The following is a 13,911-nucleotide window of genomic DNA, read 5'->3' as shown; positions in this document are numbered from 1 at the left end:
GTATTGTGAGGCTTGCGTGCGAGTCCTTGATTCCGGAACGGTCTCCGACGGCCATACAATCCCTGGTCACCGCGTTAACTGTGCCTTCACCACCATCAACCGGCTGCATGACGGAACGATACTCGTATCGGGTCGCTGGGGCTCTGAACGCGACTCGTCGGACGGGCACGCCTGCATCTGGGCGACCGCGGACCTGGGCCGTACCTGGGAACTTCGCTACGACGGATACGGGAGGGGATCCTGGGACGGTACGCCGGGTGAAATGAAGGGGCTGACCAGTACGGAGCTTAATCCAGGCAGGCTCACGGCGACGGTCCTGTGGGTCGACCGATCCGACCCGGATCTTCCCTTTATCCACCCGGACACGCAGGGCCTTCTGCCCATGCGCATCCTGCACGTCGAGTCGGCTGACGGCGGCTGCACCTGGAGCCCGCCGCGGCGCATGGACACGTCTCCCCATCTCGCCGCTTCACCCTGTTCGCATGCCGTCATCCGTTTGCCCGGCGGCGTCCTGGCGCAACCTTATGAACAGTGGAAGGTATACGAGGATCCTGCACCCGGCCGGCCCGCGGCGCGCCTTCGTTTCTCCCGGGACGGCGGCCGGACCTGGCCGGAGTACGCCACCGTAGCCCGCCATCCGGACAACGCGCTGGCCTACTGGGACCAGCGGCTGGCTATCCACCCCGTTGACGGGCGCCTCGTCGCCATGTTCTGGACCCATGATTTCAAGGCGGGATCGGATATCGATATCCATATTGCCTTCGGCACCCCGGACGGCCGGTCGTGGACCATCCCGCGGTGTACCGGCTTGCCCGGCCAGCACTGCCAGCCGCTGTCCCTGGGCGGCGACCGGCTGCTGGCCGCCTATCCGCGGCGACGGGATCCTCCGGGCATCGTGCTGTCCATCAGTGAGGATTTCGGTGTGCACTGGGATCGCGAGCGGGATCTCCTGGTCTACGACAGCACCGCCGGCACGGAATCCGGCGCCGGCGGCGGGCGGACGTCGTCGGAACTGTGGGGCGATATGGAACGCTGGCGGTTCGGGCATCCCCGGATGGTGCGGCTACCGGGCAACGAAGTGTTCGTCGTCTACTACGCCGGCGATGATTCCATCAAGACCGCAAGGTGGGCACGGGTAGGCGTGTAGCAGCCGATGATGTCGTAACGATTGCACGTCAGGCGCGGGAGCGCGATTGCCGGTATCAGCCCCGCACGTCCCGCCATGGCCGGGCCATGATCTGTTCGAATCCCTCCGGATCGAGGTCCACGCCGAGTCCCGGTCCCTGGGGCACCGCCACGCAACCGTCCTCGTCCAGCACGAAAGGCTCGGCGAAGTAGCCCTTGCCGATATACGTCCGTCCTTCCTCGCGCCAGCAATTTACCTCGTTGTGTTCCTGGACGAGGAAATTCGACGCGCAGGCGTCGATCTGGATGGACGCGGCCAGGGCTAATGGGCTCAACGGGCAGTGCAGGGCGAGTTTAGCGTAGGCGCTTTCACCCATCACCGCGATCTTGTGGCACTCGGTGATGCCGCCTGCGTGGCACAGGTCCGGCTGCATCACGGACAGGGCATTCTTGCGCAGGGCATCGTAGAAGATCCACTTGCCCATCCACCGTTCCCCGGCGGCGATGGGGACTTCGCTGTTGCGCGCGATGTCCGCGAGTACATCGACACGCTCCACAGGCATGGGTTCCTCGATAAACAGCGGACGATGGGGCGTGAGGGCGGAGATCATCTGTTTTGCCATCGCGGGGTGGGGATTGTGGATATCCACGGCCACCTCGACGTCGGGACCGGCGCCCTTCCGCACGGCGGCGAAGGCTTCGGCGATCCGATCGATTTCGGCGGTAGGCTCCAGTCCGGTGCCCATGCCCACGTGCAGTTTCATGCACCGGAACCCCCATTCTTCGATGATGACCCGGGCCGCCTCCTCGTGGCCCTCTGGAAAATTCCAGTCCGGTTCCCGGGAAGGATCCCAACCCGCGTCGTAGGGCTGACCGGGCTCGACGCACCAAGGAAGTTGGCCCCCCACGGCGCGATACATGCGAATCCGGTCGCGGCAGGCCCCGCCCAGCATGCCGTGGACCGGCAGTCCCGCGGCCTTCCCCGCGAGATCCCAGAGCGCCATGTCGATCCCGCTGATCGCGCTCATCTTCACCGGTCCGCCCACGTAACCGGAACCGCCTTCGTACATTTTGTGCCAGAGCGATTCCACGCGGCAGGGGTCCTCGCCGATAAGCAGCGGCTCGAGTCGTCGCACCTCGGCGATGACGCTTTCGGGGTGGTTTTCCAGGTAGGGTTCGCCCCAGCCGAACAACTCGGTGTCCGTGTGAATCTTCAGCCATACCCAGCTCGGTGGAACCCGCAGGATTTCAAAATGTGTAATTCGCATGCTCGGTTCTCCTATCGTCCGTAGACCGTCTGAATCGTCGCGCGGATATAGCCATTGGCAAAGGCACGGCCGGCCCATCCGGCCCGCGCCTGGGGAAACCCCGGGGTGTGGTCCATGCCGAAGGGTCCGAAGTACCCGTTATCGCGATAGGTTTCCATGGCCCGGCGCATATCCACTTCGCCCTCGTCGATGAAGACCTCGGCGAAGCGGGGAAGTTGTCCCCGGACGTTCCGGAAATGCACCAGGGCGATCTTGTTCCGGGAGGCCATCTCGGCAATGATATCATATACCTTCTGAGGACCCGCCAGTTCAGTCATGCATCCCTGGCAGAAGAGCATCCGGTGATTATCGCTGGGCACCGTGTCGAAGATGCGGCCGAAATGCTCCAGCGTGGAACAGATCTGGGCGACGCCGCCCAGCGGTTCGGGAGTGGGCGGGTCGTCGGGGTGAAGCGCCAGGTTGACGCCGGCCTTCTCGGCGGCCGGGACCACGGCGCGCATGAAGGCGACCATGTTGTCCCACATCACCGCCTCGGAGACGGGCGGATCATGGGGCGGAGGACGGTTCCGGTCGAATTCGGCATAGTCGAATGTGCTGTACACCGCGCCGCCGCGCCCGATGTCGGAGGGGGTCCTGAAGTTGCCCATCGGCTTGAAATTCCAGGCCAGGGTCGGTATCCCCGCCTTTCCCAGACTTTCGATGAGCCGCAGGAAAGCGTTTAGTTCCTCGTCCCGTTCCTCCGTGGCCAGGGTGATCCCCTCCAGTACCGGCATGAAGACGGTCTGCAGCTTCAATCCGTGAGACGCTGTCTTCTCCCGGGCCCGTTCTAACAGTTCCGTGCTGTCCTTGCCGGCCCTCACGTGCATTTCCGCCTCGGATGCTCCCCCTGTCCTGAGGTCCAGCTGGATCATGTCCACGCTGATCGCGCGATAGAAACTGAGCGTTTCATCATCAAAATCGGTCCAGTTTACGACGTCGTGCAGATACATCGGGCTCCTCCAATACGGTCACGGTGGACCGGGCTCCGGGCCCTGTCAGCCTGAACGACGGGCCCTGTCAGCCTGAACGCCGGGCCCTGTCAGCCTGAACTCGGGGATGACGGTCTGATGTCAAGATAGACCGGCCGGTAGTCTCGGCAACTGCGAAATGTGCAAATGAATGTACTTATCCCCAAATTGGGCTATCGAAAAGGGGCATCGCTCATTATAATCGGGGTTGCCCGGACCCTGCAAGGACGGTTCAGACGGGACAGACAGGTCCACAGTATCACTTTACACCAGTGCATGCAGGCCATCACGACAGGAGATGCAAATGGCGGAACGCAACCTGAAACAGCGCATCGGTGCGGGGGAACAGGTCATTGGCGCCAATGTGGGCATGACCCATACGCTTGATCAGTTGAAAAAGGTCGTCGAATCCGGACAGTTCGATTTTCTGTGGGTGGATGGACAGCACAGTGCCTTCAGCGAGGAACGGCTGGTGGCCTTCTGTGATAAAGCCGATACGGTGGACGCCGACGTTGTGTTCCGCATCAAGCACACCTATCACAGTTACCTGGTCGGCAACCTGCTCGATCTCGGACCGGCGGGGATCGAAGTGCCCCAGGTTGAAACTGAAGGGACAGTCGAGGAGGCGGTCGACTTCTTCTACTATCCTCAGCAGGGCATGCGAAGCTGGGGAGGCGGGGCGCGGCGCAAAGTAAGCGAAGTCGGGGACGACCGGCTGCAGTACGCCGCATGGTGGAACAACTACGGCGTGCTGATGATACAGCTCGAATCAATACCTGCGGTGACCGGTGCACGGTCGCTGGCCATAGCGGGCGTGGACTGCCTGTCCTTCGGCCCGAACGACCTCATGTACAGTATTGAAGCACACCCGCACCACCCCTTCCGGAACGTGGACGACTGCGTCCGGCACGTCGTCGACCAGCTTGAGGATTCGGAAACGATGGTGTGCTTCAGGAACCACGCGCGTGAAGATCGGAGTAAATACGTGGATATGGGCGTGACGGTGTTCCTGGAGAGCCCGGTCCTGTAGGGAAGACGCCGGCACTGTAGAGACGGTCTTCAGACGCTAAGACCCTGGCGACCGCATCTCTACTCGAAATCCAGCGCCTGAGCGTCGTACATTCGGGCGAAGATACCGCCGCGTTCCAGGAGTTCTCGCGGCGTGCCCGATTCGACCAGCTTTCCTCCGTCGATGACCAGGATACGGTCGGCATGGCGAATCGTGGACAGGCGATGGGCGATCGCGATCGTGGTTCGTCCGATTCTTGCCTCTTCAACGGCCGTCCTGATCTTCTCCTCGGCCAGGGCATCCAGGGCGGAAGTGGCCTCGTCGAGAATCAGTATCCGCGAACGTTCACGCATGAAAGCCCGTGCCAGGGCGATGCGTTGTTTCTCGCCGCCCGAAAGCGCGACCCCGCCCTCTCCCGCGATCGTTTCGAGGCCCTTCGGCTGGCCATCGATAAACGCTTCCAATGCCGAAGCACGCACGGCCTGCTCAACCGCCTCCGGACGATAGCCGGTATCCGGATAAGCGATGTTTTCGGCGAGCGTGGCGTTCCAGATGAATACGTCCTGGGAGACCACGGCGATCTGATTTCGAAGCGATTCGAGGGACATCTCGCGAATGTCCCGTCCGGCGACGGCGATCCGGCCGCTTTCCGGTTCCTGCAATCGGGTCAGCAGATCGATGATCGTGGTCTTTCCCCCACCGCTGGGCCCCACGATACCGACGAATTCACCGCTGATCGCCCTGAACGACAGGTCCTTCAGCTCATAGCCCCGTTCGTAACTGAAACTAACGTTGACGAACTCGATGGTCGGCGGTTCGACTCCGGCCGGCGGTTCGACTCCGGCCGGTTGAGGGTCGACTTCGGTCGGTTGACGGCTGAGGTTTCCGCGCAGGCCCGGTTCCAGGGGAAGATCGAACAACTCGTTCAGACTCTCGACCGAGACTTTGATCAGCCGTGTGCCGGTATAGGTGGTGAGCACCGTCCGCAGCGCGGCGTACGCCCGCGGCGCATAGGCCATGATCGCCACCAGGCTGCCGATGGTGACTGTGCCATCCATGACCTGGAAAGCGCCGTAGCCCAGCAGCACGCCGAGTACCAGTCCGTTGATGACCTCGTTCGGAAAAGTGAGCATGATATCGTGGAGGGCCGCGCCACGAATCTTGATCCGGGTGAATCTGTCCATGTGCCCGGCCCAACGCATCCTGGCATGGCCCTCTCCGTTGAACATGCGTATCGTACGAAAGGCGTTGAATACTTCGTACAGAAAGCTTTCCGACGCCTTGCCCTGGTCGTTCACCTCGCGGTCCATTTCCTTCGAGTACCGGGTCAGATACCGGGTCACGAGATAGGTCGCCGGCAAAGCGGCGCAGAAAACGGCCGCCAGCTCGGCGTTCAACAGGAACATCATGACCAGCACGCCAGCCAGTACGATCGCGCTTGAAACCACCGGCAGCAATTCCTGCTTGATGTACATGTCGCCGATCTTGCCGGCATCTCGCGTTACCCGATAGACCATACTGCCCGTGGGTATCTTCTCGACGGCATCGAGCCTTGCGTGCAACAGATGGTTCAATACCGCCTTGTGCAGGGCCTGCGTTACCGTATAGCCTATCCGGACCCTGAGGTGTCCTTCAAAATAGGAAATGCCGATCGACACCAGGGGGGTCGCCACCATCCCCGCCAGCAGCCACCACAGGAGGCCGGTGTCCGATTCGGGTATCACCCGGTCGAACAGCATCTTGTAGAACAGGGGCTGGACCAGCATGACGGCCGATCCCGCAAGCATCATGAGGATCACCGCAATAACGGTGTACTTGCGTTGGTACAGGGTCTGCCGGACGATCTCGGCGGTGCGTGGCACCGAACCACGGTTCCGGTGGATTCGGCGGCCTGTCCGTTCGTCTGACGCCATGTCGATGAACTCCTTCGGTCTACGACCTCAATCCGCCCGCGAGCTGCCGCATACGTAGCGGTATACTTACGGGCGACCCTGCAAAGACCCTACAAACAGGCAAAGCCCCCGGCAGTTAGTACCACCGGGGGCCTGGTCCTGATTGCTTCGATACCGATCGTCAATCTAACCCTGACTCGAGCCACCCAGAATGTTCTCGAGTTCATTCACGAAGACCTCGAGTTCATCGGGCTTGCCGATGGTCACCCGCAGGTGGTTGCCAAGGAGATCGACCTCACGGGTGCGGTATCCAGAACCGCTCCGAACCATGACGCCGCGCCTGAACAGTGCGCCGGACATCCGGCGGCTGTCCCGCCCCACGTCCACGATCATGTAATTACCGTGGCTCGGCGTGTACGCCAGACCCAGACGGTCGAACTCGGCGGACAGGTACTCCTTACCGTCATTTACGACCGTCAGCGTGCGGTCTACGAATTCATCATCGTCCAGGGCCGCGAGCGCCGCGTGCATGCCCAGCGTGCTCAGCCCGCCGCCGAAGAATCCCATGTGCGCCATCAGCATATTCATCATGCGCTGGCCGCCGACGGCGTAACCGATACGCATGCCGGCCAGGCCGTAGATCTTGGAGAAGGTGCGGGCGACCACCACGTTGTCGCGCTCCAGGGCGAGTTTCACTGCATCCTGGTAGTTCGGGTCGCGTACGAAGTGGATATAGGCTTCGTCGATGAGCACGATGGCCTGCTCGGGCGCCGCATCCACCAGGGACACCAGTTCATCGTAAGGCACGATCGTTCCGGTAGGATTGTTGGGGTTGGTGACGACGATCAGGGAGGTCGTCGGGGTGATGGCCGCTTTCATTGCGCCGAGGTCGTGTACGAAATCACCCGTGGTCGGCACGCGGACGACGCTGACGTCCTTTCCCATCATCTGAAAGCTCTGAAAGCCCCGGGCGACCGATCCATATCCCGGGACCGCCTCGATGCACTCTCCGCCGTTGCCCGCGGCGATGACGGCAAGTGCCTGAAGAATTGGACCGGAACCCGGCGTGACCATGACCCGGTTCAGCTCCCGGAAACGCATGAACGACCGCATGTCTTCAAAACTCAGTTCGAAACCCTCGACGCCCGGGACGTTGTGCTGCTTGTTGAGACGGACGGGCAGATCCACCCCGAAATCGTACCGGTTGATCTTGTGCAGGTTCTCGGCGATGGCCGCGACAGCGCGCGGGGACGCGCCGAGCGGATTCTCGTTGGATCCGATATTGACCCGACCCGGCTCGACGCCGTATCCGCGGACGTCGCCGGCCTTCTTTCCGGTCGCCATCGCCTGCGCGATTTCCCATGCTGAACCGGTGGCCACGGCGCCGGCGCCCAGCAAGGCGCCCTTCATGAACCGTCGCCGCGTAAAGCCGTTCTTCAGTACACTCCCGAAACCCATGATCATGCCTCCACAGTTAAAGTGATTAAAACACGTTCTAAAGCGCGAGCCTGTTATCTGATATTGAGCCTTGCCATCTGGGTGACGATGTAGTCGGCGCAGCGGAAGGCCAGCGCCTGTATCGTCAGCGTCGGATTGCTCTTGCCGCTGGTGACGAAAGACGATCCGTCCACGATGAACAGGTTGTCCACGTCGTGGGCCTGGTTGAACTTGTTGACCACCGACGTCGCCGGATCGTTGCCCATGCGGCAGGTACCCATGAGATGGGCGTCGCCGCGGGGTACGAAGTTCGGCGAGGCCACGACCCCGTGGGCGCCGGCGGCGTCGAGCAGTTCGCGGGCGCGTTCGCGGAAGAAGTCCCCGAGCTTATGTTCATTGGGATGCACGTTGTAGGTCACGCGCGGGACGGGCAGGCCCCACTTGTCCTTGACGTCGGGATCGAGGTCGATCGAATTGGATTCCTGGGACATGGACTGCATGCTGGTGAGGGCGACCATGTACCGGGTGTAGTTGTCCATGATCCACTTCTTGCGACGGGCGCCCCACCTGCGCAGACGCGGCATGTTCAGGTTGGCGAAGGAAATGGTTTCGCCGTCGCCCCGCGGTTCGACCACGCCCCCGCCGAAGAAGCCGTACTTGTCCGGGTCCGGATCGTAGAAATCCTGTATGATCCGGGAATCCATGACGCCCTTGTACTCGTTCAGGTCCTTATCGAAGAACCCCCGGGCGGACTGGTAGTAGTTGAACATCAGGTGCTTGCCCACCTTGCCGCTGCTGTTGGCCAGGCCGTCCGGAAAGAGATTGGATTTCGACATGAGCAGCAGGCGGGGGGTATGGACGCCGTTGCAGCACACGATCACCGCGCGGGCTTCCAATCGGTGCTCGCGAAGGTCCTTGTCCAGGTAGACGACCCCTTCCGCCCTGCCGTCCTCGTCGACCACGATCTCCCGCACGCAGGCGTCGGCCCGGATCTGGCAGTTGCCCGTTCGCAGCGCCTGCGGAATCATGGTGACCAGCATGCTGGACCGCGCCTGGATGGTACAGACGTAGCTTTCGCAGAAACCACAGTTCATGACCGGCGATCTTCCGCCGTATTCCCGGGAGTTGATGGCCAGAGGCGCCGGGTAGGAATGCCAGCCGAGTTTCCGGGCGGCCAGGTCGGCCAGGGCGCCCGAGCTGGTCCGCGGCACCGGGGGCATGGGATAGGGCCGGCGGCGCGGCGGATCGAAGGGATTGGCGCCGGCCAGGCCCGAAATACCGATCTCGTACTCGGCTTTCTCGTAGTAGTGTTCCAGGTCCCAGTAATCGATGGGCCAATCCTGCACGTCGGCGCCGTCCAGGTCGCCGTAAAGGCTTCGTTCTTTGAAATCGTTCTCGTGAAGCCGCCATGAAATGCCCGTGTAGTGGAGCGTGCTGCCGCCGACGGTGCTCTGCATGTGGATCCCGTGGTCTTCGGTGGCCTGCGCGTCCGACGACTGCCGGTACGTATTGGGCTGGTCGTGGCGGTAGATGTTGGGATGGTCAGGATTGTTGCTGGCGGGATGCATCGCCTGAAGCTCGTCCTGGTCGAAATGGCGGGTCTTCCTGAAGGACCCCATTTCCATGGCGACCACGCGCAGTCCCTTCGTGCTCAACTCCTTCGCCAGGACCGCGCCCGCGGCTCCGGTGCCGATGATGATTACGTCCGGCCGTCGTATATTGGGATTGGGTAGGGACATGGAGGCTTCGGATCTACTCCTCGCCGATGATCCGGCTCTTCATGGGACCGTCGTAGGGTTTCCATTCGGGATATTCGGTTTCCGGAATGGTCATGTCGAACTCGCTGAAGGGGGGATCGTAGCCGAACGGCGCCCGGCCCGGAAACCGGATCAGCTTCCAGCCGGTCTCGCGGTAGTTGCCGCCGTACGAAGGATCGCTGAACATGCCCTCCATGGTATGGGTAACCACCATGCGCAGAAAGTCCCGGGCGCCCATGGGGGCGTCCTCCGGCCAGGTCCCGGGAGACCTCGGACGGTCCATGCCCATCAGCGCCCGACGCTGTGTCCTGCCGTCCAGGTCCAGGAAAGGCGCTTCGTGGGCATTCAGGCAGTACTGATCGAAGGCGGCCAGGCCCGATTCATACGTCTCCCTGTATTCGGTCCGGTGAGCGCCCAGCGCCCGGTCGATATAGACGACTACCCGGGCTTCCGCAGCACCCGGACCATTGTCGTCAGTCGGCATGATCATCCGGGTCAGCGCGTCGACGGTACGTCCCTGGTGGGCGTCCAGGTGCTGCCACTCGTGTTCGTAGGGCGGCGCCTCCTGGGCGTCCAGCGCGCCGGTACGGGACAGCACGCCCAGGGTGATCACGCCTCCGGTCGCCTGAGCGGTGCTGGCGATAAACGACCGGCGGGAAAAGCGCGTTTTCGTCATGGAATCAAGGCTCCGGAATCCCGGCGTTTTCAGGTCTGTACGCACATCAGGAATGTATACACGATACAGCCCGGTTTATTCAAACTATCCGCTCCAAAAATAGGGCTGGATACCGGGTTGACAACAGAATTCGACTGCCCGTAAACCGGCGGGCAAAGAAGTTGACGGCGATACCCGCGAATCTATATTCATTTAGCATGGATATTTTGAAACCCCCGGCATTGAAACCGGGTGATACCATCGGGATCGTCGCACCGGCAAGCCGCTCGGCCCAGCCGAGTGCCCTGAAGAACGGCCGCCGGTCGATCGAAGCCCTCGGATTTCGCACGGTGACCGCCACGCACCATTCGGATCGCCACGGTTTCCTGGCCGGCAGGGACGCCGACCGCCTGGCCGACCTCCAGGCCATGTTCGCCGACCCGGAAATCAAGGGAATCGCATGTCTTCGCGGGGGGTACGGGTCCGTCCGCATGCTACCCGACCTGGAATACGACGTCATCCGCGCCCATCCGAAGGTCTTCGTCGGCTACAGCGACATCACGGCCCTCCACGGGGCGATTCAACGGCATACCGGACTGGTCACCTTCTGGGGCCCCATGGTCTCATCCGACATGAGCCCCGTTTTTCAACCGTATAATCGGGAAGCCTTTGTGAAGGCGGTTGCGGGAACCGACCCCATCGGTGAGATTCCGCACCCCGACGACATGCCGCCGGTGCAGGCCATACACGGTGGCCGGGCCAGCGGACCGCTGATCGGGGGTACGCTTTCGTTGCTCGCGGCCGCTGTGGGAACGCCTTATGAATTCGATTACGACGGCGCCGTTCTGTTCTTCGAGGACGTGGGCGAAGAGCCCCAACGGATAGACCGGATGCTCACGCAACTGCTGCAGGCGGGCCGGCTGAGCCGTGTCAGCGGCATCGTGATCGGCGAATGCGCCGGGTGCGGCAGCGCGCCGCACAACCCCGCGTTCCCCTACGGCAGTTTCAGTATCGAGGAAGTGTTCATCGACCGGCTGAAACCACTGGGGATTCCGGTCATCTACGGTCTGGGCATCGGTCACGGCACGTACAAGGCGACGCTGCCCCTCGGCGTGCGGGCCACCCTCGACGGGGATGCCTGCAACCTCACGATCGACGAGTCGGGCGTCGTCTAGCCACATTGTCAGCCATACCGCCCGATCCGGACGCCCATCGTGTTCCGGTTTGGCGTGGGCAGGAACCTCCATGGGCATTCACATACTGCTGGACGTACCCCTGCCGGACTCGGTCATGGAACTCTTCGATGCCGGAGACCGTTTCCATATGCTCGACGACCTGGCCGACGGAGACGAACGGTGGCGCCTCGTCGATGCCTATCTCACCTATGGCCATCCCCCCACGGACGGGGAGATGATGGACCGCATGCCGAACCTGAAGGTCATCAGCAATTTTGGGGTAGGCGTCGACCATATCGACACGGAAGCGGCCCGCAAGCGCGGGATTCCCGTGGGGAACACGCCCCACATGCTCGATGGCGCCACGGCGGACATGACCTTTACGCTCCTGATGGCGGCGGCACGGCGCGTCGTCGTGGGCGACCGGTTCGCCCGCAGCCCCGGGTTCACGCATTACGACCCCAGCATTCTTCACGGATACGAAGTACATGGGAGCACCATTGGCATCATCGGCATGGGCAGCATCGGGAAGCAGGTGGCCCGGCGGGCGAGCGGTTTCGACATGGAGATCGTCTATCACAACCGGAAGCCGGACCCGGATGACCGCGTTTACGGGGCCCGGTACGTCTCGCTGGAGTCGCTGCTCGAGGTCTCGGATTTCGTGACGCTGAACTGTCCGCTCACGGAGGAGACACGGGGGCTGATCGACGAATCCGCGCTGCGGCGCATGAAAAAGACCGCCATCCTGATCAATCTGGCCCGGGGCGCCGTCGTGGATCATGACGCCCTTCACCATGCCCTGAGCAACGGCTGGATCGCCGCGGCGGCGGTGGACGTCACCGAACCGGAGCCCCTGCCGCGGGACCACCCCCTGCTCAAACTGGACAACCTGGTGATCGCGCCGCATCTGGGCAGCGCGACCACGCGCACACGCGACGCCATGGCTCGGAGGACAGTCGAGAACCTGAAGGCGGGACTCGCCGGACGGCCCCTCGCGAGCTCCGTCGTATGAGGCCCCATTGTATTCCTTCGCGCCGCTCGAGCGACGGGTCGCCATAATCGATCTGGGTTCCAACACGGCCCGGCTCATGATCGCCCAGTTCACGCAAGACCGGGTTTTCAAGATCACCGACGAAGTCAGCAGGCGGGTCCGCCTGGGTGAAGGCATCGCCGGGGGCAGGCGGCTTCGCTCCGCGGCGCGATCCCGGGCGCTGGACGCCGTCCGCATGTTCAAGTCATTCTGCGACGCGCAGGATATAGACCATATACTGCCCGTGGCTACCGCGGCGGTACGGGACGCCGGGAACGGCGCCGGCTTCCTCGAGGAGATCGCCCGCGGCACCGGGTTGAACTTCCGGCTGATCAGCGGCGAAGAGGAGGCGTTCTACAGCACCGTGGGCGTGATCAACAGCCTGGGTCTCTTTGACGGGATCATCCTGGACGTCGGCGGCGGCTGCGCGGAAATCGGGTTGATCCGGGACGGCGCGTTCTCGAAGGGGGCATCCACGCCTTTCGGTACGGTCAGGACCACCGAGACCTACTTTCCCGGACCGGAGGTTACCACCGGACAGACGAAGCGGCTCGACGCGGACATCGACCAGGCGCTGGAGGACATCGACTGGCTCAAGGCCCGCGGAACGGTACCGATCGCCGGCGTAGGGGGCGTCGTCCGCGCCCTGGTCCGCATCGACCGGATGGAACGCAAGTACCCCCTTGGGCTCGTGCACGGTTACGAACTGAAACGGCGACGGGTGGAAAAGCTGATCGAACGCATCGCGTCCATGCCCGTCTCCGAGCGGTCGCGGCGGATCCCCGGGTTGCAGAAGGAAAGAGAGGACATCATCCTGGCCGGCGCCATGATCGTGGCCTCCGTGATGCGGAAGACCGGCGCGCGGAAACTGACCGTGAGCGGCCAGGGCCGGCGCGAAGGGCTGTTCTTCGAAGAGGCGTTCAAGCCGTCGTCGAGACCGGACAGCATCGGCCGGTTGCGCCGGTTCACGATCCTTAACCTGGCGCGGCTATACGGTTACGAGGGCGCCCACACCGGCCACGTCGCCCGTTTGTCGCTCTCCATGTACGATCAGCTCCAGAAAGTGCATGGTTACGGTAAATGCGAACGGGAGTACCTGTGGGCCGCGGCCATGCTGCACGACATCGGCACGGTGATCGATTACTATGATCATCACAAGCATTCGGCCTATATCATCCTCAACGCCGGCCTGCCCGGATTCGACCACCGGGAAATCGTGACAATCGCCTGGCTCTGCCTCAATCACCGGCGCGGCAGGCCGGATTTCTCCCGGTACCAGACCCTTTTGAAGAAGGAAGACCGGACCATGGTGTACCGGCTGTCCTCGCTGCTCAGGCTGTCTGAATACCTGGATCGGAGCCGGTCGCAGATCGTCGAGGACGTCAGGCTGGAGACGGGCAGCAGGAAGGTGTGCATGAAGGTTGTTCCACGGGACGGCCGGGACGTCACCGTCGAATTGTCGGAAGCGAGAAGCCGCGTGCAACTCTTTGAAGAATGCTTCGGCAGGCGGCTCGCTATCGAGCTGGACCGCCCCGGTCGACCGGGAGACCCTTGAT

Annotated in this window: 11 protein-coding genes; 5 read left to right on the top strand and 6 right to left on the bottom strand. The window is 62.7% G+C overall.

The features are described 5' to 3' along the window. The first annotated feature begins 16 nt into the window (after positions 1-16). Positions 17-1,147 (top strand): hypothetical protein, encoded by a 1,131-nt coding sequence (locus F4Z81_11305; GenBank protein ID MXW05642.1) that lies wholly within the window; start codon positions 17-19, stop codon positions 1,145-1,147. 55 nt (positions 1,148-1,202) lie between these two features. On the opposite strand, the gene F4Z81_11300 is transcribed toward F4Z81_11305, so the two are convergent. Both F4Z81_11300 and F4Z81_11295 read right to left on the bottom strand, forming a co-directional pair. Further along, positions 1,203-2,471 carry a D-galactonate dehydratase gene (locus F4Z81_11300; protein MXW05641.1) on the bottom strand — a complete coding sequence of 423 codons (1,269 nt, stop codon included), beginning with the start codon at positions 2,469-2,471 and terminating at the stop codon, positions 1,203-1,205. Then, entirely contained in the window at positions 2,405-3,382 is a 978-nt protein-coding gene (locus F4Z81_11295; protein MXW05640.1) for a TIM barrel protein, read from the bottom strand. The genes F4Z81_11300 and F4Z81_11295 overlap by 67 nt, the downstream gene beginning before the upstream one ends. A 316-nt stretch (positions 3,383-3,698) precedes the next feature. Here F4Z81_11295 and F4Z81_11290 point away from each other — a divergent pair, with 316 nt between their 5' ends. Then, on the top strand, positions 3,699-4,430 hold the full coding sequence (locus tag F4Z81_11290; protein ID MXW05639.1) for a hypothetical protein: 732 nt from the start codon (positions 3,699-3,701) through the stop codon (positions 4,428-4,430). Between the two features lie 59 nt (positions 4,431-4,489). Here the strand turns inward: F4Z81_11290 and F4Z81_11285 are convergent, their stop codons facing one another. The 4 genes from F4Z81_11285 to F4Z81_11270 all read right to left on the bottom strand — a co-directional run bounded on the left by F4Z81_11285 (position 4,490) and on the right by F4Z81_11270 (position 10,171). Further along, the gene (locus F4Z81_11285) at positions 4,490-6,322 is read right to left on the bottom strand and encodes an ABC transporter ATP-binding protein (GenBank protein MXW05638.1); all 1,833 of its coding nucleotides are present in this window, start codon (positions 6,320-6,322) and stop codon (positions 4,490-4,492) included. Between the two features lie 165 nt (positions 6,323-6,487). After that, positions 6,488-7,765 (bottom strand): aminotransferase class I/II-fold pyridoxal phosphate-dependent enzyme, encoded by a 1,278-nt coding sequence (locus tag F4Z81_11280; protein ID MXW05637.1) that lies wholly within the window; start codon positions 7,763-7,765, stop codon positions 6,488-6,490. A gap of 47 nt (positions 7,766-7,812) precedes the next feature. After that, positions 7,813-9,477 carry a GMC family oxidoreductase gene (locus tag F4Z81_11275; GenBank protein MXW05636.1) on the bottom strand — a complete coding sequence of 555 codons (1,665 nt, stop codon included), beginning with the start codon at positions 9,475-9,477 and terminating at the stop codon, positions 7,813-7,815. Between the two features lie 13 nt (positions 9,478-9,490). Beyond that, complete coding sequence (locus tag F4Z81_11270; GenBank protein ID MXW05635.1) at positions 9,491-10,171, bottom strand: gluconate 2-dehydrogenase subunit 3 family protein; 681 nt, start codon at positions 10,169-10,171, stop codon at positions 9,491-9,493. Between the two features lie 197 nt (positions 10,172-10,368). Here F4Z81_11270 and F4Z81_11265 point away from each other — a divergent pair, with 197 nt between their 5' ends. From F4Z81_11265 to F4Z81_11255, 3 genes are all read left to right on the top strand, one after another. Further along, on the top strand, positions 10,369-11,325 hold the full coding sequence (locus F4Z81_11265) for an LD-carboxypeptidase (protein ID MXW05634.1): 957 nt from the start codon (positions 10,369-10,371) through the stop codon (positions 11,323-11,325). Positions 11,326-11,395: 70 nt separating this feature from the next. Then, on the top strand, positions 11,396-12,337 hold the full coding sequence (locus F4Z81_11260; protein MXW05633.1) for a D-glycerate dehydrogenase: 942 nt from the start codon (positions 11,396-11,398) through the stop codon (positions 12,335-12,337). 7 nt (positions 12,338-12,344) lie between these two features. Then, the gene (locus F4Z81_11255; GenBank protein MXW05632.1) at positions 12,345-13,910 is read left to right on the top strand and encodes a Ppx/GppA family phosphatase; all 1,566 of its coding nucleotides are present in this window, start codon (positions 12,345-12,347) and stop codon (positions 13,908-13,910) included. Position 13,911 lies beyond the last annotated feature (1 nt).

The organism is Gemmatimonadota bacterium (assembly GCA_009835325.1).
In the GTDB taxonomy this organism is placed as follows: Bacteria; JAAXHH01; JAAXHH01; order JAAXHH01; family JAAXHH01; genus JAAXHH01.
This window is presented reverse-complemented; position numbering and strand designations above follow the sequence as displayed.